Annotated in this window: 27 protein-coding genes; 16 read left to right on the top strand and 11 right to left on the bottom strand. The window is 37.0% G+C overall.

All coding sequences use genetic code 11. The features are described from left to right. The first annotated feature begins 3 nt into the window (after window positions 1-3). The 5 genes from R7Q39_RS19500 (at window position 4) to R7Q39_RS19480 (ending at window position 3,486) form a co-directional block, all read left to right on the top strand. Window positions 4-393, top strand: a complete 390-nt coding sequence (locus R7Q39_RS19500; RefSeq protein WP_256430387.1) for a hypothetical protein — start codon at window positions 4-6, stop codon at window positions 391-393. Between the two features lie 16 nt (window positions 394-409). Continuing rightward, the gene (locus tag R7Q39_RS19495; protein WP_318076656.1) at window positions 410-832 is read left to right on the top strand and encodes a hypothetical protein; all 423 of its coding nucleotides are present in this window, start codon (window positions 410-412) and stop codon (window positions 830-832) included. A 219-nt stretch (window positions 833-1,051) separates the two neighbouring features. Then, entirely contained in the window at window positions 1,052-1,279 is a 228-nt protein-coding gene (locus tag R7Q39_RS19490; RefSeq protein WP_045591964.1) for a hypothetical protein, read from the top strand. An 84-nt stretch (window positions 1,280-1,363) separates the two neighbouring features. Then, window positions 1,364-1,927, top strand: a complete 564-nt coding sequence (locus R7Q39_RS19485; protein WP_273981774.1) for a hypothetical protein — start codon at window positions 1,364-1,366, stop codon at window positions 1,925-1,927. Between the two features lie 50 nt (window positions 1,928-1,977). Next, a complete protein-coding gene (locus R7Q39_RS19480; RefSeq protein WP_318076655.1) occupies window positions 1,978-3,486 on the top strand; it encodes a hypothetical protein in 1,509 nt (502 codons plus the stop codon). A 124-nt stretch (window positions 3,487-3,610) separates the two neighbouring features. Here the strand turns inward: R7Q39_RS19480 and R7Q39_RS19475 are convergent, their stop codons facing one another. The 5 genes from R7Q39_RS19475 to R7Q39_RS19455 are packed head-to-tail and all read right to left on the bottom strand — an operon-like array spanning window position 3,611 to window position 6,679. Next, entirely contained in the window at window positions 3,611-4,066 is a 456-nt protein-coding gene (locus R7Q39_RS19475) for a hypothetical protein (protein WP_021485933.1), read from the bottom strand. 10 nt (window positions 4,067-4,076) lie between these two features. Beyond that, a complete protein-coding gene (locus tag R7Q39_RS19470; protein ID WP_053318920.1) occupies window positions 4,077-4,697 on the bottom strand; it encodes a hypothetical protein in 621 nt (206 codons plus the stop codon). A 31-nt stretch (window positions 4,698-4,728) separates the two neighbouring features. Next, window positions 4,729-5,235, bottom strand: coding sequence for a hypothetical protein (locus tag R7Q39_RS19465; protein ID WP_318076654.1), 507 nt, complete (start codon window positions 5,233-5,235; stop codon window positions 4,729-4,731). 2 nt (window positions 5,236-5,237) lie between these two features. Further along, on the bottom strand, window positions 5,238-6,215 hold the full coding sequence (locus tag R7Q39_RS19460; RefSeq protein WP_116921029.1) for a hypothetical protein: 978 nt from the start codon (window positions 6,213-6,215) through the stop codon (window positions 5,238-5,240). Window positions 6,216-6,220: 5 nt separating this feature from the next. Continuing rightward, window positions 6,221-6,679: a hypothetical protein gene (locus R7Q39_RS19455; RefSeq protein ID WP_020330926.1), complete on the bottom strand. Its 459-nt coding sequence runs from the start codon at window positions 6,677-6,679 to the stop codon at window positions 6,221-6,223. A gap of 131 nt (window positions 6,680-6,810) precedes the next feature. Here R7Q39_RS19455 and R7Q39_RS19450 point away from each other — a divergent pair, with 131 nt between their 5' ends. The 5 genes from R7Q39_RS19450 (at window position 6,811) to R7Q39_RS19430 (ending at window position 10,209) form a co-directional block, all read left to right on the top strand. Beyond that, window positions 6,811-7,563, top strand: a complete 753-nt coding sequence (locus R7Q39_RS19450; protein WP_020330925.1) for a hypothetical protein — start codon at window positions 6,811-6,813, stop codon at window positions 7,561-7,563. 41 nt (window positions 7,564-7,604) lie between these two features. After that, window positions 7,605-8,594, top strand: a complete 990-nt coding sequence (locus tag R7Q39_RS19445; protein WP_318076653.1) for a hypothetical protein — start codon at window positions 7,605-7,607, stop codon at window positions 8,592-8,594. 2 nt (window positions 8,595-8,596) lie between these two features. Beyond that, window positions 8,597-9,109, top strand: coding sequence for a hypothetical protein (locus R7Q39_RS19440; protein ID WP_241620988.1), 513 nt, complete (start codon window positions 8,597-8,599; stop codon window positions 9,107-9,109). Continuing rightward, window positions 9,103-9,651, top strand: a complete 549-nt coding sequence (locus R7Q39_RS19435) for a hypothetical protein (RefSeq protein WP_038128818.1) — start codon at window positions 9,103-9,105, stop codon at window positions 9,649-9,651. Before R7Q39_RS19440 ends, R7Q39_RS19435 begins: the two co-directional genes overlap by 7 nt. Window positions 9,652-9,735: 84 nt before the next feature. Next, the gene (locus R7Q39_RS19430; protein ID WP_318076652.1) at window positions 9,736-10,209 is read left to right on the top strand and encodes a DUF4262 domain-containing protein; all 474 of its coding nucleotides are present in this window, start codon (window positions 9,736-9,738) and stop codon (window positions 10,207-10,209) included. A 42-nt stretch (window positions 10,210-10,251) separates the two neighbouring features. Here R7Q39_RS19430 and R7Q39_RS19425 read toward each other — a convergent pair whose 3' ends face one another. The 3 genes from R7Q39_RS19425 to R7Q39_RS19415 form a co-directional block, all read right to left on the bottom strand. Next, window positions 10,252-10,926, bottom strand: a complete 675-nt coding sequence (locus R7Q39_RS19425) for a hypothetical protein (protein WP_318076651.1) — start codon at window positions 10,924-10,926, stop codon at window positions 10,252-10,254. A 2-nt stretch (window positions 10,927-10,928) separates the two neighbouring features. After that, entirely contained in the window at window positions 10,929-11,678 is a 750-nt protein-coding gene (locus R7Q39_RS19420) for a hypothetical protein (protein ID WP_318076650.1), read from the bottom strand. 78 nt (window positions 11,679-11,756) lie between these two features. Then, entirely contained in the window at window positions 11,757-12,329 is a 573-nt protein-coding gene (locus tag R7Q39_RS19415) for a hypothetical protein (RefSeq protein WP_318076649.1), read from the bottom strand. A 198-nt stretch (window positions 12,330-12,527) separates the two neighbouring features. Here R7Q39_RS19415 and R7Q39_RS19410 point away from each other — a divergent pair, with 198 nt between their 5' ends. Genes R7Q39_RS19410 through R7Q39_RS19400 form a run of 3 tightly spaced genes read left to right on the top strand, consistent with a single transcriptional unit; the run spans window position 12,528 to window position 13,777 of the window. Beyond that, window positions 12,528-12,794 (top strand): hypothetical protein, encoded by a 267-nt coding sequence (locus tag R7Q39_RS19410; RefSeq protein ID WP_045591993.1) that lies wholly within the window; start codon window positions 12,528-12,530, stop codon window positions 12,792-12,794. Between the two features lie 20 nt (window positions 12,795-12,814). Continuing rightward, complete coding sequence (locus R7Q39_RS19405; RefSeq protein WP_021486235.1) at window positions 12,815-13,228, top strand: hypothetical protein; 414 nt, start codon at window positions 12,815-12,817, stop codon at window positions 13,226-13,228. Window positions 13,229-13,285: 57 nt separating this feature from the next. Next, the gene (locus tag R7Q39_RS19400) at window positions 13,286-13,777 is read left to right on the top strand and encodes a hypothetical protein (protein WP_318076648.1); all 492 of its coding nucleotides are present in this window, start codon (window positions 13,286-13,288) and stop codon (window positions 13,775-13,777) included. Between the two features lie 24 nt (window positions 13,778-13,801). On the opposite strand, the gene R7Q39_RS19395 is transcribed toward R7Q39_RS19400, so the two are convergent. Beyond that, entirely contained in the window at window positions 13,802-14,227 is a 426-nt protein-coding gene (locus R7Q39_RS19395; protein ID WP_318076647.1) for a hypothetical protein, read from the bottom strand. An 85-nt stretch (window positions 14,228-14,312) separates the two neighbouring features. Between R7Q39_RS19395 and R7Q39_RS19390 the strand changes: the two genes are divergently transcribed. Together R7Q39_RS19390 and R7Q39_RS19385 are read left to right on the top strand one after the other, a co-directional pair. Continuing rightward, the gene (locus tag R7Q39_RS19390; RefSeq protein WP_318076646.1) at window positions 14,313-14,978 is read left to right on the top strand and encodes a hypothetical protein; all 666 of its coding nucleotides are present in this window, start codon (window positions 14,313-14,315) and stop codon (window positions 14,976-14,978) included. Window positions 14,979-15,130: 152 nt separating this feature from the next. Further along, window positions 15,131-15,715 carry a hypothetical protein gene (locus R7Q39_RS19385; RefSeq protein ID WP_318076645.1) on the top strand — a complete coding sequence of 195 codons (585 nt, stop codon included), beginning with the start codon at window positions 15,131-15,133 and terminating at the stop codon, window positions 15,713-15,715. Between the two features lie 189 nt (window positions 15,716-15,904). Here the strand turns inward: R7Q39_RS19385 and R7Q39_RS19380 are convergent, their stop codons facing one another. Beyond that, window positions 15,905-16,378, bottom strand: coding sequence for a hypothetical protein (locus R7Q39_RS19380; protein ID WP_318076644.1), 474 nt, complete (start codon window positions 16,376-16,378; stop codon window positions 15,905-15,907). Between the two features lie 241 nt (window positions 16,379-16,619). Between R7Q39_RS19380 and R7Q39_RS19375 the strand changes: the two genes are divergently transcribed. Beyond that, window positions 16,620-17,276: a 5' nucleotidase, NT5C type gene (locus tag R7Q39_RS19375; protein ID WP_318076643.1), complete on the top strand. Its 657-nt coding sequence runs from the start codon at window positions 16,620-16,622 to the stop codon at window positions 17,274-17,276. A gap of 610 nt (window positions 17,277-17,886) precedes the next feature. Here R7Q39_RS19375 and R7Q39_RS19370 read toward each other — a convergent pair. Then, window positions 17,887-18,390 carry a hypothetical protein gene (locus R7Q39_RS19370; RefSeq protein WP_318076642.1) on the bottom strand — a complete coding sequence of 168 codons (504 nt, stop codon included), beginning with the start codon at window positions 18,388-18,390 and terminating at the stop codon, window positions 17,887-17,889. Between the last annotated feature and the right edge of the window lie 18 nt (window positions 18,391-18,408).

Below are 18,408 nucleotides of genomic sequence, written 5' to 3'. Positions count from 1 at the left end.
AGAATGAGTAAGCCAAAGTTTGAAAGCGGTGAATTCGCTATGAAAGTAGGGGATTTTTTCACAAGCAAGGGCGATTCCATTGAATCTAAGACAGATCCTGCCAGCATTATTTTCTATGGATTAAAGATGTTCTGGCTGAATCGACCTGACAAGATTTATGATGGTGATTTAAGCTTGTACATTTGGCTTACAAATTCGATTTTTTATAATGAATTAAAAAAACCTCTATCTCTTAATCATAAACCATCTTCAAATAATGAATCTATCTTTAATCAGGGAATCTCATTTTCTGATTTGGAGGCTAAGTTCATGTTAGTGTATGAAGAGGAAATGACTGAAAAACCAGCACAAAGCGAAGGTAGATGGTATCATTTCTTTCGCTTTTGGAAGTAAGGGTGAAATTCCAATCATGTATAAATACACCGAATCTGGCTTGAGCAACATTTTCTTAAAAGATGGATATGAGAAATTTCTTGAGAATAATGAGGAATTTATAAGTTTTATTGACTTAGAGAAAACCCATAAAGCTATTTCATTAGCGTTATGTATGAAGCCTGCTCGCCTGAGTAATGCAGAGGTATGCTTTATTCGTAAAGAACTGAATCTCAGTCAATCTGAATTCGATTCTCTTCTGCTTCTTGAGGATGGAGCGACATACCAAATCGAAACAGGCTTGTTAAAACAAACCTATCGTAGTGACTTTTTAATGAGGCACTTATTGGCAAAACATCACAATGAAGCCTTCTCAAGCCCTGAATATTGTAGCGTTATTGAAGGCGGTGATCTTCGAGAGAACATTGTTATTTCAAATTACACATATACATGGACTTAACGGATAGTAACACATGCCTAATACAAAGAATGATCAAAAAATACAGGTTACACCAAATCAAAAAGCTTTATTAGTCCAGACGGTAAAGCAATTAATTACACTTAATCAAAAAAAACCGACAGCGAACACCACACAGGAACAAATCAATCAGACTATTAATAAGCTAAGCAATCGGTTCCACGATATGTTTGAGATAGTCGAGCAATAAGGAGCTTAAATATGAAAGTAATAGAAAATAAAAAACACCACATAAGCTTTGTTAAAGTTTTCGCTCTTGCTTATGCTGTGCTTTGGACTATCAGCATTTTTCATGCAAAGGCACCGATCACCCCGCCGTTCTACCCAGTTATCGCCCTTCCATACTTTACCGCTGCATTTATGTGGGCTATCACTCCAATACCTATCTATGAAGTCTCCAAGTCATTTAAATACATTCACGATCACTAAACTAATCCAAAAGCAAGATTCTCCATTTTAAATCATCACCTTAGCTGATATCATATTTAATGAATTTTTCACTGGGGATTTTGCATGAGTTCATACATCACTTCATTTACAAGAGATATGGTCGATAACTTTAGCTTTTCAGATCATATTCTAAAAGAGTTCGACTCGCGTGATTACGAATTTATAAGAAGTGACATTTTGAATGTTGATTTAGATCTTGTAGTAGGAACTGATCATCCTGATTACGAGGGAAAAACATGGGGCGAATTGATTCCAATTGAAGGTGACAAATACCATACTTTAAAGCGAGGCGAGCGAGCTTTAAAGCAACTGCAAGAAAACCCTGATTATTATCTTGAAGACAAAAACAATTCTGATTGGAAATTTCATCTTGTAAATGGTGAGTTTTATATTTGCAGTACAAACCATAGGGTTGTCACAGCAAAAGCATTTTTCGAAGCCAACCATCTTCCGCCTATCATTAAAAATGCACAAGTAAGTTTTTATCGTCGCAAGATTGATTCTGATTCAATTGTGAACAGTCTTCGTGATGAACAAGATACAAACTCATCCATTACCTCATACCTCAAAACAACCGAATTTAAAGTTATCCTGGCTTTGTGTGTACTTGCTTACTTTTTCTTCTAGTATTCATAAATCAAGATACAGCTACACAAAAAGAACCGAGGCTTTTCATCATGCAAAGTAACACAATCCCAATTACACACATAGCACCGTCTTATAGCCAAGAAAATCTAGACCTGATACTTTCTAGAGTCAAACAGCTACTACCAAGCCTTAATGATGAAGGTGCGAAGCAATATTTATCTGACCTTTTAAACCAGGATATTGAAACCCTTGTTTCTGATTGGTTGACCTATCAAGAGGTCGAGCCATGCGTCAGTAGCGCCGAGTTACACGCTTTAGCTGAACGAGTGCTTCCTTATCACTCTAATTTAGAGGAAGCCATATACTCAGTTAGAAACACTCTCAACACTGTACCTCGCGAAAGAACTGACCTGCGTGATTACCTAACGAAAGATAGAAAAGAAGACGTTATAAAATCGCTGTCTTTACCATTATTCGTTTCTAAAAAGAAATATCCTTCATTCTCATCCATTGAAGAATTGATAGAAGCCTTAAAGCCTGTTGATCAAACAATTGTAGATGTGACAGCCTCAGTACTTATGGATAGAATCCAATCTATACCAATGAAAAAGCAATTAGGCATTACTGATCGACAAAAAATGCTTAGCGTTGCCGCAGTCTATGAGGTTAACAGTTCGGTAGGGTTTGAGTGTAATTCTATTTGGTTAGCATCGTTTATTAGCTCTCAGATGTGGGGCTGTGTAAGTGGCTGGGCGCACCCTGACGGTGAGATGTGCCGAAATCGTCACTTTGGATTCAAATCAGACCGCGATTGCGTTGATTTAACATTAAATTCTTTGAAGTATGTTGATGCTATCTTAGCGGATAATCCAGACCAGGAAACGGTATCCCTTTACATTGATACAATGCTTTCCTGCTTAACAATTATGGTTCGTGATTATCTGCGTTATAACAAAGAAAGTGAAGATTATGGAAAAATTGATTCGTTGATTGAGCAATATAGTCATCTAATGAATCCTGCTCAAATACTTCGTCACTCCACTATCCAACTTCATTTAGCTCAAATAAAGGGTGTAGCCAGAGATCATTTTCAATTACTGTTTCCGTTTTTCGAATATCAGCAAAGTCGAGGTGAGCCGACCAAGGAATACTTGCAGTATTACGATTATCACAACTTCATTCGTCTTGATTTCGAGTATTTAAAAACACCAAAGTGTGAACTTGCTAGCTCTCTCTTAGGCTCATCAATGCTCAGTGAGCATCTACTTAGAACATCCGAGCTACTTCTTGAGTGTCTAAAACTGGATTTGCCTGATGATGTGATCAATAGCTTTAGCGGATTTTTTACTAAATACTTATGGACACTGATCAATGATGATTCTGACGAACAGTATCTGTTTGATGCCATTTTAACCGTTAGCCTTAATAGTAAGCATCTATACGATACAGTAAGTAATATTCGATTTATGGCTGAATTGGGTCACTTAAGCTCTATACGTTGGCTGATTGATAACGACCAATATGAGACCGCTAACGAACTTAAATACTGGGAGATAAGAAGAGATTACCTAGAATCTGCCTCTATGAACTCTAAGTAGAATCCCATAGACTCAATAAAAAAGGTTAGACAGATGTTGTCTAACCTTTTCAATATATTCTTACTGGTAGATCTGCTAAGTTTTTTAAACCATCAAGAAATCAGAATGCGTGACTACGTATTAATCAAAACTGTTTCTCTTCATAAATACTCAGCAGCAGATTAAGTCGGTCTGTGTAGAATTTAGCCATTCCAATGTCTTGATACTTGATACGCTCTTCAACCTTAACCATAGTTTCAGCAATCTTCACTTTAAGCGCAATAGGATTTCTTGAGCATCGCTCAAAGTAATCACTATCTTGCTCACCTTGTTTTTGAGAAATGGCTTCAAGCGCTTCCATCATACGATCATATAAGTGATAGCGAGAAAGGCGCGAATGAATGGTTTCAATTGAGCAGCCAGTCATCACAAACACATCTTTTAGCCAAGCAATATCGTGCAATAGATAGTTCGCATCTTTATCATCAGTTCTGAATACAGCAGCAACCTTCTTGCTCACGCGGCTTAAATGATTGATGTAACGCTCATCTTCGAATTTCTGATTTCTGTGACAGGCAGAAGCAATAGAATAGATAGTCATCGTTCAATCCTTATTGTCTAGAGTAGACATATTTTTTAGCCGACTCATCGTAATCAATCGAAACAGTTTCTACCTTAGTAGCACCTGAAATCGGATTTGATGAAAACGTAATGCTGAAATCAGGCTCAGTTAAGCCCAATACTTTTAGTTTACTCACCAATTTAGTAAACGGTTCAGCAAGTGATTGTTTTACCATTTTCTCAAATTTTTCTACGCCACTTCTCCATTGAGAGTCATGGTTAGCCAAATGCCACGCTAAAACGCTCCCTGATTCATCATATAGAGCTTTATCGATGAAATTGGTATCAATGGTAGACCAAACATGAATGTAGTTTGATGGAGCGTACAAGAAGATTTTATTCTCAACTCGAACAACCGCTTCTACAAAATCCTCATCCATCTCGACGTGACAGTTTTTGCGTTCCTTGAAATCAGCAAAAACCGATTCGTTATCAAATGCTACTTGAGCATTATCATCATACAAGCGCATGTACACGGTAAATTCAAAAGGAATTACCAAACATTGGCTTTCATTTCCTTTCGGCAAGCAGCAAGCAACAAACATCTGAACCACATCTGAGATACCGATGTGATTTGAGTTCAAAATTTGTGAGGGGCTATCTAGCTTCATTATAAATCCTTTCAAAGTTCGCTAGCGAACATTAACGATGTTCTGTTAACGCGTCTTCTTCGATTGCTTCAATTGCTTGTTGAATCATGCCTACCAGATCAACCGCTTTTTTAGGGGATAGCTCGCAGGAGACAACGCGTTTGTCTTTCACAGGAAAAGAGGCTTTGTGGATACTCACACTAACACCATAGGATGAGCTACCTTTAATTCTTGAAACATCACAGCGCTCGATAGTAATCACTTCTTTTTTGAGGTACAGGGTCTCAACCCTATGACGATCAAACTCTTCGCATAATGTTGATTTCAGTGAAGCATCAAGTACCTGCTTAGCAAAATCAGCCGCGCCTTTTGCATCTAAGTAAGTGAATACTGACTTATCCTCTGGCGTAGAGATTTCAAGGACTACGACATTTTTATTATCGACCAAGCCCGCAGTGCATACGATTCGATTAGTGCGTTTGTCCGATAGAATCGGCTCTGCTTTTAGAACGATAACCTGATCATCATTGATGAATACGTTTGAATCTTGGTGAATCATTGTTAGCACTCCACTTTAGACATTTTGCCAAGAACTTGACCTTCATTCTCTGGCTTTTCATTAATAAAATCGGCAATCTCGTAAGTGCCTGGCTCTACGATAAATTTTCGTAAATCATCGACATACAACTTCATTTCATCATCGCACAAACTCAAGACGGTTTCACGGTCTGCAATGTACAGATTCTGACCTGTTGTGGTAACTCGGTGCTCACCAGAATCACCACTAACAAAATTAAATCCATCATCCACTTTCACAATAGATACAGCATGATTATCTTGATGAGTCCATACACATCCAATCCCATGCTTTCCCAAACACTGGCTAAAAGTTGAATAACCTTTCAGCGAACTCAAACTTACATTATGGTCTCGGTATTCTGTTCGGATTTCTTGAGGGATAAACTCAATGAAATCATCATGATCCATAAGAACAAAGTGTCCAGCATTTGAGATGAATTGTTGACGCACTGTGATTTCATCCGTAGCAACTTTGCATGGCTGAATACTTTCGTGAAGACTAACCGTTTTAGAGTCAAGATCTGCATTGAAGAAAAGAGCATCACCACATCCTGGACAATTGCTACGTGTAAAGTCATGAAGAGTAATCAAGCTAATCTTATGATCACCTAGCATGGCAAAGCGGATTCGGTAAGAACGCTCAACCTCTTCACGCGTAATACAATCACCGATTAACAGAGATTGCTCTGTCATATTCACTAAATGCTCAGATAGGATTTTTGCCAAACTATTCTCATCATAGAAGCCTGAAAGACTAGCTGCTGCATCTTTGACTGTTACTTCATTAAGTTGGCAGTGACCTTTTAAGTTTACGGAGAATGAGTCATAACCTTTTGTGATTTCACGACATAGTGATAGGCATTCGTCTTTTAGTGCTGGCATATCAGATAGAATACTCACGTCACGATTTTTACTTTCCGAGACTTTTCTAAGGATAAAATCAATAAATTCTGTTTTCATTTTTATCACTTTAATTTTCTAAAAAACTGGCAACTGAAAAAGTCACTTGCACTATTTGCGAATAATGCCTGAATTTCCCAAGGGTTGTATCCTTTCTTAAGGATTTCATCAATAATCGGAAATGTATCTTGGCGACATAGATTTTGCAGATCAATACCAGCCTCAGTATGTAAGCCGCTATCTTCATTTAGCAGGCTCATAGCAACATCTGGAAGAGCAACAGCTTCAATTTCCCAAAAGGATTTATCAATTCCGATTTCGCCATTTGGTGTTTTTCCCTCACCAAAAACCACAAGTCGCATCAGCGTTACAAAGTCATTACGCACAATAGTCTCAACATGAAAAGGATTGAAACCTAGATCGAAATAGTGATTCAAAATTCTGTGCAATGCTGTTTCGTATTTAGAGATAAAATCAGCCGCTTCGTAGGTGACTGAGTACTGTTCTGTAAACAAACTTTTCATGGTGGTTTCCTTTTTAATTGTCTTAATAATACATCATTTAGCGTCAAAGTCAATGTTTAGGTGGCGTTTAATTATTGACTTCGATACTTAATAATGTATATTTAATGCAAAATATTAAGGTTAAGATAAGTATGAAAGACGACCAAACCATTAAACAAGAAATTGAAAACAAGAAGGCTCAGAACAAGGTAATTGTTGATACCGTATTATCAGCAATGAAGTCCTCAGAGCCAGGGAAGTCCCTGTCAGAGTTTGACTCATACTTGATTTATGTAACTATTCGCATTCATCATTCCGACATTTTTATTGATAAGGAAAAAGTCCTTCCAATCAGAACTGATTACATGAATTTAATCAGAGATCTCTCTGAAACGCACGGATACACGATGGAAGGCTTGTATTGCTATTTTAGCCATATTTTCAATTACATGATTGGCGTTAGAGCGCAGTATTTAACACTGTTTCACGGCACAGATCATGAGTTCACCATGATCTTCGATTACTATCCGATCCTTTACACTGAAATGTGCCTATCAACACCGAAGCTAACGGATAAACATTTTAATACAGAAGACTACTTGATGCTTAACAATATCACGGTAGGTGATGCTTTATTCAGATACGACATCTTCTTGGAAGATATCAAAGAAGAAAGTGACGACTATCAGGTTGTGTTTAACCAGCGTAAGATTGTAGAAGAAAACATGCCTAAGTCAGAATGTGTAAAGCGTTATCATGAGCTTAGAGATTTGTTATATAGTCATGGTAACTCTTACATGCCAGCAATCCCAAGCTATGAAGATGCGAGTGATTTAGTAAAAGATAAATACTGGTTTGCGAAATCTTTACACTTCACCACAGCCCGTAGACAAGCAAATAATTGAGTTAATGGAAAGACGATGTCTTTCCTATAAAGGTTTATAAGATGACGATTGATGTAATTAAAGATCTGCAAAGCACTTTTACGAGCTTTCCAGAGGGTTACAAGAAATTTGTAGGGGAAATCTTGCCATCGTATGGTGAGACTGAATGGCGTGAGTTGGTCGCATATTTTGGCTCAATTCTATCTGGCTTGGTGTTTAAGCCAGATTCAAAGAATAACGACTTCATGGATGAATTACTTCCAATTGCAATCAAATGTGAGTACCAGTCCAATCATGACGATCCTCAAGCTCTAAAGCATTTTCGAAGCGAATACATCAATGAGCTGTTTTTTAAAAATAACGGACACTTACTAACCAGACAGGTTTTTGAGTCAGTAAGAGATTATCTTTTTGAACCAACAAACTACTATTCTAAAGCAAGACGGTATGTCCCGTACTTTGCCGATGTCATGAACACAAGCGACATTATGGAGTACCTTAGAATCAAACCTGAAAGTCCTGAAAGCAAACTTTCAGAAATGATCGATAGCGGTATGGTTGACCGTGTGTTCATTAAGGCTTTGCTCGAAAGTCGATGCTTCCAGCATCTTCCTGATGACATTAGAAACGCTAATGCAGAGGCAGGGTTAATGCTTAATGCTCATAACCTCAAGCATTTGAATGAGGAAAATAGAAGTAAGTATTCACATCTGGTGTGCTTTGATAGCAATCCACTACTTACAAAACATCACCCAAACACCTTAGATATCGAGAAGAGCAAGTGGATTGACTTTGTAAACAAAGACCCTCGATGTTTACGCTTTGTCCCTCGCGTACACCTATTGTGTAAGTCGCTATTCCCTGATGATTACCTCTTTGAGCTACTTAAGAAAAATCAGTGCTATTTCTATGCAAGATATAGACTGGTATCATTCATCAATGAAATTGCTCCTGAGCGTCTAACCTATGAATTTTGCAAAAAAATCAAAGAGAGTGGGTTTCACGAACAACATCACTTGGTTGTATGCCAAGTACTTAAAAACAAGGGCTAACAATGGTTATTATTGAATATTTGATCGATTGTAAAACAGTGCAATGTAAGCCGAGTGAAGTTGATAATTATGTCAGTTCTGGTCGCATTGAGTATCGAAATGTTGGTGCCAGAATGGTACAAACCATAAAACTTGTGCAGCTAGAATCTTTAGTCTATTCCATGATTGCAGACCTGCATAGAGATAAGACCTTAAATGTTAGAGAGAAACTGCGGGTGATTGATAAACTCAAGCAAATCCGTTTTTCCCTTGTCCTTGGTTATAGCTGTTTCATTGACCCGTTTCGAAGAGTTCGTGAGTTTGATTTTGTACCAGTTAACTTAGATATGCTTAAAACATATCGCGATGTACTAAAGAAATATCCTATCTTGGATTCTATTAGTTTTGAGAAGATTGTTGATGAAATGGAAGAATCTAAGGTCTGCCTAGAGGTAGTAAAACAACCGTTTTTTAATCATTATTTTCGAAAGATCACATCATGCTTTCGCCATCAAGAAAAGAGTTTGCCATGCTAAGAACTGAGAAAATCGGAACGCTATCTAGAACGATCCATAAGCATAAAGTTCGGTCTAGAACGTGGGATGCGAAAAGCCCCAAAAATGCATTTAATCGGTTTCTTCCGATTGCGTTGAACAAATTTCCTTTGTTAGATGAATTTATCTCAAAGTTCTCATATCAAGTAACTGATGGTTTACCAAGCGAAATGGCAAACGCCGTTTTTAACGAAATGAGCAAGTCTGAGCTTACAGCTCTGAGAAAAGAGTTAAGTGAGTTTAATGCGACTTACTTTCATATTAAGCCATATTCAGAGAGCCATGAAAAAGTGATTCTTAAAACCTTTAGTGGATTTGCGGGTTACGTCATGAAAGACATTTTCAGAGACCATGAATGGGAAGATATTATTCGAAAGAACAACCTAGACTTGAAACCTCATGAAGCGGTTATAGGGCATCTTCTTTATCGTAACTATAGAAGAGAACAGCAGATTCGCGCAAAGCTATATAACTTGTGCAAATACCTTAGTCGAGAGTTAAGTTCCCGAATCGACAGACGATAAAGCCGCTTGAGCGGCTTTTTCTTTACTTTTAGGTTAATTAATGTATTATAGATTAATTAATTTAAAATAATGAGCGTTGTAACAATGAACCACATTACCATGCGAAACATGCAGATCGAAAGTGCAATCAAAAAACATGGAATTATTATTCATGGTGTTTCCAACTTCGCATACAGCACAGGCATGACCAATTACGGACTTCCAGAAATCATTATCACAACCATGAGTCAAAGAACTCAAGCCTATCTGATCAATCATTTTTTTCATAAGTGGCTTGAAGAAGGCGTTGAACTGAAAAGTGTAGAGCCTATGTTTGAAAAGCGCGATGGTTCAGATGCTCTGATGAAGTTCGAAAAGCTAAGTGTAAGTGGAGATCTAACAGATAAGTATGTTTGTCAAACCATTGCATATTATCAAGAAAACTTTCACCTTGCTCAAAATGGGGTGTCGTTCGTTCAGCTAGTGTTTGCAGACCATAACGACCATTACCCAGATCATCCCGAATACGATCACAAAGGCGTGCCTCAGAAAATCTTTAAAAAGTTAACTCTAAATTAATCATTTAAAAGTAAGGCGCTCTCATCGAGCGCCTTATTTCTATTAATTAACAAACTTATCCCAATTATGCGTAGCGCCGTTATTAACTGAGTTGAACCAGTTGTCAAAATCACGCTGTCTTGCATCATAAAGCTCATCATTCATTTCTTTGAACTGAATCTTCAGAAGATGCACAAGCGTATCGCGACTACTTCCTGTGAATCTGTCTACGATAGCGTAAGGGATTTGACCTTTAGACTTGATTACGCTGTATCTACGAGCATTAGACTCATCAATTTCATCACGAGCCTTTTCAAGATTTCGGTAGTTGAAGTGATCAGCAATAATTTTTCTATCAAACAAGATAGCCAATCCACCAGGAAGCAGAGAGTATTTGTACGCATTCAATCCAGTTCCCTTCACATAGTTGTGAACAGGAGCAGAAGTAAGAAACATAGCAATCAAGGCAAAAATACTGAAGAACATTGTTCTTACTTCATCGTTAAATTTTTCAACACCCAATCCAGAAAGTGAATGAAGAACAATAAAGATCCCTGCAATCATTACGTAGAACACAATGACGCTAAAAGTAAAATAGACCCTGCTGGCCTCCACCTCTTTGAATTTTTGTCGATTTGCTTTTGCTTGTTGGACGCAGCCAATAAGCTCTTTCACATCGCGCTCATCTAAAAATTCGCCACTATCCTGATACTTATTTAGAAATTGCTCAGTGTTCATTATTATTCCTTAAAGCTACCGTAGATTCTATGGTCTGGATTACTAATCTCTGACCAACTTTCATTTTCTCTATGCATTTCAGTTCCGACTAATTGCTCAAATCTATTCTGAATGAGAGCCTTTTCGTTATTCAGTCTATTTTCCAATTGGTCGCGCAACATTTTGATGTAAATTGCTCGGACTTCCGAATCCTCAGTTAACTTGTGAACATACTCATATGGAAACTCTGATCCTGGAGTAATGAGCGAAGAAAAGTTATCTTTCATTCTTTTCTCTTTACTTAAAAACTCCGCTTTGTTTGCTTTCCTTTGCTTGAAGTTATGAGCTAGTGATTTATCCTTTGCTGTTGCTAAATTGTAAGGCAACACCTCTTTCCAGCTCCAGTTGACCTTGTTTGTCCACTTAGCCCTTGGTATAACCGACACCCATCTTATTAAATAGAACGGAATTGATCCCAATGCGCAAATCATTAAATACAGTATCAATGCTGACGGTTTATCAATCCCTATTTCTGCGGCAAAATTTGAAGTAAAAAGATAAACAATACCCGCAATCACGGAAGCCGCAGCAAATAGGCAAGGCTCAATAGCAATCACTCTATAAATTCTTGCGTTATTCGAGGCGTTTTCAAACCACTTCTTGTTCTCTTTCGCTGATTGTATGGAGTTGATTATCCGCTCAATACTCCATTGATCGTAAAGCGCAGGATCTCTACTAAAGTGAAGGTCTTTTAATCTATCTATCGCTTTCATTTAGTTGGTCTTTTTAGTTAATTTTCTAGATTATACAAAAATAAACCCAAAAGAAAAGAGCGCTATGCGCCCTTTATTCTAAATATCATCAATCCAGCATAATACTTCACCACCATATTCATTATTGACGGATTTAAGAACCTCCTTGTAGATTTTAGCCTCATAGTCACTCAGCAAAACCAGAAGCTCGGTAGATGGGCAATCCTGCATAGAATCTTGATACATAAGCATCTCAGATGTTAAGTCCATCTCCATTTCATATAGTTTGTCTTCTATATCTGAAATCTTATCCCTGTTTTCAATAAAATCTCTGTCAAAAAGTGAAGATAATCCAAAAGGAATGAAACCATATTTCATGATAGATTTCTTGTTTATTGCCGCATTGACAACTGAAATGGGTAAGGTGAAAGCAATCACAACAGCAATAAATCCAAGAGCTGATACATGGACAGAGCCTGATGACGGGTGAATGTTAGGAGCCACAATGAAGAAAGTGGCAAACAAGATGGTAAAAACGAGAGGGATGTATAAGGTAACTTTTATGTACTCTTGGTGAAAAAGTATGTTTTGAACATTGTTCCTGTAGTTGATGTATTTTTTTATGTTTTCTATCAGATTAATTTCTGATTGGTATAGTTCATTTTTATTCATAATAAAAACTCTCTTTTCTTGATATTTTACTATGAATATTAATTTTGTGGAACCAATACCTAACAAAGTGGGTAAACCCACAATATCGACTCTGCTTCTTTTTCTTGTTCTGCTTAATTCATCTTTACAGGTTATCTTCTTTATGTATAATAATTATAAATCATTTAAGATAATGAAATTCCAATAGCGAGATACCTAATGACCACACTTACCAGCAAAATGAAGCAAGACGCAAAGAATGCTGCTCAGATTGAGGGGCTATCATTCAAATATTCACCAGCTTATGATGTGAATGATTTTGAAGCAACAGAACCTAAATCTCATCGCGTTATGTGTAAAGGTAACAAAACCAAGAACAAGTGGGTTTGGCTAGGTGCAACCGATGAACCGCACGAGTTTGAGTCTGAAAAGCAAGCAAAGCTTTTCATTAAAGAAATTAAATCACAAATTAAGCAAGAAGCTTAATAGCTGTCAGGAGTAGCACCATGCATAATTACGACACTGCATTCAATATTCTTCTCGCTCAAAAAGATGAAGAAACAGAGCTGTTCGAAAAGCGAAAAACTGCGATTAACATTGTTCTGGCAATGCTTGATAACAAGCCGAGAAACAGTTCTGAACGACTTGATCTGCTGACTGAATACCTTGGTGGCACTGAAGCGGCTATTATTGCATCCACGATGCTACAAAGCCAGTTCAACACCTTCAAAAACCTTGGCTTCATTTCTGATAAACCTGATATTTCAGAAAGCGCCAAAGCCAAACTAATTGAAATGTGTGCTGATGTTTTTGAGATTACTTCTCTATTAGGAATGACCTATCAGCATGAGAAAAATGAGTTTTGGGATTATGTGAATCATAAGCTAGATATCAGTCTAGGAAATATTTTCCTGTCTTAAAAATTCAACCTCAGCAGCATATGCTGGGGTTTTCCACATCTTCTATTGGAAATAAAGATGATAACTGTACAAAACATTGAAGATGCGAAATACATCTGTGAAGATTCGACAAAATCTACATTCAAGATTGTAGAACGCGGAATTTTAATTGATAACAATAAGTCCGAAGGGCATGTTCTCGTTAGTAATATTAAAAACGGAGAGCATCAACTATTCAGCACTCCATTCATGAAGTACGGATTTACCTTTTATCGCGATACAACGCCAGACGACATCATTGAAAAGTACCTTAAAATACCTGGTGATGAGGATGAAAGACTTATCGAAGTCAGTAATGAGCTTTGCGATCTATTCGGTGTCGATAGAGGATGTGGTGATGACTACATCTATATTGATGCCACAGAAAACAAGTTTGACTTAGAGGATGAGAAGACTACCAAAGATATCACACTGTTTGAGTCTGATAAGTTTATTGTATTAGATGGTGAGCCGTTTGGTTTTGATGAGTACCTTATTGCAGATAAAGGAAAAATCTCATACAAAAAATAACATATAAAACCCATAATTTCTTAGTTATGGGCTTTTATTTATGCAATTAATTAAATTAATTTTTCTGCCTTTAATCTTTTCAATGACAGACAGCCTTCTTTTGTTTTCAAACGCCATTCTTTCTTCCAGTTTAGAAATGTAGCTGTCTAGATCTTTGTTGTACGCTTCAAAACATAACTTTTCATCATAGAAGAATCTAGCAAAACATCTCACGCCGTGTAAAGAAGTCTCTGTAATAGTGTATTTTTTGGATAATGGCTCACCTCTTTTCCCAAGAGGCACTAGCTCAGATTCATGACTTCTATCTTTATAGCTTATGATTTCAGCCACTTTTGCTGGAGTGATGTTTACATACAGATCTTCTGTAAGATCAGTAAGCTTGTTAATAAAAAACCAAACTTGCTTCCCTTCATCCACCGCTTGCTTTGCTTCTTTTATGTTTAATTCCACTCTTAATTCTCATTTACTTTTGATGCAATATGTATATAATAATACCAGATAAGGAGTTAATATGTCAAAGTCAGTTATTTCACAAGTGAACCTTAAAGATGTCGAATTTGATGGCAAGCCAGCCATCTTTTCAATCCGCGCAGATTCAAGCATCAAAGCAAAACTAATTTTGAATGAAAACGGAAATCTAGGTATTTTTCTCACGGTAAAAGGCTTTAGTAATGAGCTATCCGCACTTGTGAAATACACCCAAAATCTAGGTTGGCACTCAGACTTTGAGATTGAAACTTTTCTTCCAACTGACGAGTTAACAACTCTGGAAGTTCTTAAGCGTAAAGGGTTAGCTTTCAGCATCCTTTCTGAAAGTATTGAGGACATCTTTGAAAATCACATTCAAACACTTGATTCCTTTCGAAATAAAGAGATTGAAAGAAAAAGGTGCTTTAGCCAGGCTGAATTTAATGCATTGCTTGAATCCTCTGGCAAATACATGAAAATTGACAAGCGAACAGCACGAGAAATAATTCAAGATATTCATGAACGGATTAGTATTCCAACTAATCCTCACAAGGAAGATTTAAAGCTACTCACTTTAACGGTCAGAGATGGCGCTCTTTGTGAAGTTTTTGAAACATTTTGCATTGCAAAAATTAAAGACAGATTTAGCAAGTACACATCCGATATGGAAGTCATTTCCAATAAAGACCTGGTTGATCATATGGTTAGAGTGGGTTATGTGCATGTTGACTAGTCAGTTTTGGTTGCTCAGACTAGTTTATTCTTTTCATTCAGACGTTAAAGAATGGATTGATAAGCAAAAATTCAAACTTGTTCATAAAACAAAGTGCGAGTACAACCTATGGTCTGATAACTTTGAGCACATTGAGTATCAACTACATTTCCATGTGGAATTATACCAAAACGGTTTTAATCAAAGAAGATACAAGATTGTTGATAGCAACTATCATACTTGCTGGTTCGCCTCGAATGAGCACACACACAGCTACAATCCACGGTTCATTTGATGGAGCGCATTTATTCTTTAGTTCTGACTACAGCGAAAAATCTGTAGAGGCTGAAAAAGAATTTGTTCGCGTAGCAGTTGCATCTAACATTCTTGCAAATGAGTTCTATAAGGCTCTGGCGCAATTTAAGAATGCAATCATCGATGTTCTTAAGCAATCTCACAAAGAGTGTTATGAAAAAGCTCTTGAGGAAGATAAAGCTTACAAGGAACAGGTTGAGGCAGAAAACCAAAGATTGCTTAATTCATATCGCATTGTAAGTGAAGAAGAAGCAAAAGCTCTCTTTGACCGTCTAGATTCAGGTGAAGAGGTTGAAGTACAGGTTATTAGAAAATCATGCAACCTATCCCTAACTAAGGTAAGACTTAAAAAGTCTGATGGAACATACTTCTTAAATGGTGATCGTGAAATCAAGGAAGACGCAGTTACTACGTATATTACAAAATCACGCGTACCATTGTAATCAAGCAAGCCCCAAATCATTGAGAATTGGGGCTTAATCTATTAGCTTTCTTTTCTTCCCAACATGCTAACTAGAAAGAAATTCAAACAAATTTCTAAGATATTGCATCTTTTATCTCCGAACTTTCTGAAGCTTGATCTCTTTCTTTAGCGATGTCAGTCTTAACCTGTCTTAGCCCCATCTTTTCTTTTAGCTCTTCAATAGACTCAGACCTTGGTATTTCACCAAAAATTCTTTGAAAATACTATAATATTCAACATTAAAGTCCTTCCTACCTGAAACTAAATCATTCAAAACACCCACTGAGTAAGATGAAAGTAGCTCATTTATTCTTACGTCACCAATTTTTTCAAATGATTCCTTAAGAGCCAACTCCATATGTTCGCTCATATACTCAATATCTTTAAGTCGTTCATCTGTTTTTATTTTACATTCTGTTATTGCTGCATATTTTGGTGACTTAAGAAATTCGAGATACATGTTCAATGGGAAGCACACAGCAATAAAAAACAAACCTTTTATTAGCTCAACCCACTCAACTTCAAATTTTGTCATCGTTATCAAGAAGTGAAATGCAAACAAACCATCCACAACACAGGCAATAGCGTAGCAAGCAAGAATACATAGAGTAAAACTCACCAGCTTATACTTACTTTCATGCATTCCTTGTATTTTTTTTGAACTTTTCTATGTACTCATTCAATGAATACTCATTTTCTTCTTTAGTTAAAGCAGACAGAAATCACCATCGGTTTTGCCAGCTAGCTGGCTTTTTATTAATAATTCAAATTTACTTCATTATCAGTTTTTAAACTTAAAAGTCAACGCCTTAAGTCACGGCGTTTGACATGAGCGCTTATTCATATCATAATCCTTTTTTATAATTAATAAAAAAGGTCAATAAATGATTAGTCAGTTTCAAATCAGCAACAATGTGATCACGCTTTTTAATCGCAATATTATTTGCGACCTTGATGATGTGTTAGGTGATTTTGCTCCTGTGATCAATCACCATATGAACCAAGCCTCTGATATTCAGCTCTCTGTTTCAGATTATCTAGCTTACGATTATTACGAACGTCACAACCTTACCAAAAATGAGTTTGGTGAAATTATTCGTAAAGAGGAAGTTTTTCTCAAAATGCCTGTTAAAAAAGGCGCGGTTGAAGGCTTACAAATGCTTGTGGATAAAGGATTCACAATCCATATCGTTACTGCTCGTGGAGGCTTTAATTTCTCACACTCACAAACAAGGGAGTGGCTGGAAAAGAACAATGTTCCACATCATCACTTGCATATTGTAGATACTAGCATTACACCCAAATCAGAAGTGTATAACTCAATTGCTGGTGGTGCAGCTTGTTTAATTGATGATGCTCCATACAACATCATTGATGCTATGGATAGCACTCCTAGTTTGCTACCAATTATCATTGACCAACCTTGGAATAGAGCATTTAAAGGCATTGATAAATGGAATTCTGAATATCATGGACAGAGATTTAACACTGTTAAGGACTTTGCAGACCGTGTTGAGTACCAAGTGAGAGCAGCGGCTTAAGAATCATCTTGTAAACCCGCAAAAAATCATAAAGGAGCATGATAATGTCAGATCATAAATTAGTCTTAAGTGACGACCCAAAAAGGACTTTAAAAGAAATAGCTTCCTACTTAAGAAGCGTTAATACGAGTCCTGATAGAGTAGTTACCAAAGATGCGCGAAAAGCTCCGTCCTTCTAGGGCAGAGATGGATAGCGCACATTGCGTAGCAATGTGTTATTGATTTGAATTTATTATTCATTTATGATTAACCGCAGCGATGTGATTGTGAAAAAGAGCATGAGATCATTGGATATTGGCAGACCCCTGAATTTCTCGAAGGTTTAATGGAAATGGCTGATGAATGTGAAAGAATTTCATCATCAGCCTCAGAGGAATCGAAATAAGAGACTGTCTCCAATATTATTAATCGTCTCGCTCAAATTTTGAATGACCAGGGGCAGAGCAGTACAATCTGTCTCTGGATAATTTCCAACCATTATTTTTCGCAATTCTTGCGCATTCCGCATAGTTCTCACCAGTAAACTCACCAGTTTTGATCTCGTGACTATCCGTTGAAACCTTGCATTTTTCGCAATCACAAATCAAATCGAGTGTATATCCGCCTGTAATCATAATTCCCCCATAATACATTCAGCTAATGATAAATTGTTTTTCCTAACTGCTTTGTAAGCAAGCTCAATTCCAATATTACGACCAGTAAGAAAAACACTGTTCTCAATCTTACCGTCAGCTTTTGCCTTAACACCTGAGTCATAATCACACTGGCAAAGCGATTCAATCTTATCACTCGCGCTATCCGATTGACTCAACCACTCAGCCATAGACTTTTCAGTTCCGAAATATTCTAACAGTGACTCTTTATCGAATTCATGCAGAAACATAGGCGATGGTTTAAAATCTTTAACAAGCTCAGTAGCTAAATGTAATGACTCATTTAGAAGCTTAACGGTGAACTCCCAGAACCCTTGATTAATCCCCATGCGTCGAGCAGATTCAATATCAGAAACCTTAAGATCAGGAACACTGTTCTTTTGCGCCTTCTCAATTGCTAAGCTTGCTGTATATCCTGCAATTTCATTTAGGCTGATTCCTGCATTAATTTTGATAATCATAATAAACTCTCTTAAAAG

It is taken from the genome of Vibrio sp. 947, assembly GCF_033339115.1.
GTDB lineage: Bacteria > Pseudomonadota > Gammaproteobacteria > Enterobacterales > Vibrionaceae > Vibrio > Vibrio alginolyticus.
Note: the sequence above shows the minus strand (reverse complement) of the source record. Positions and strands in the feature narration are given on the sequence as shown.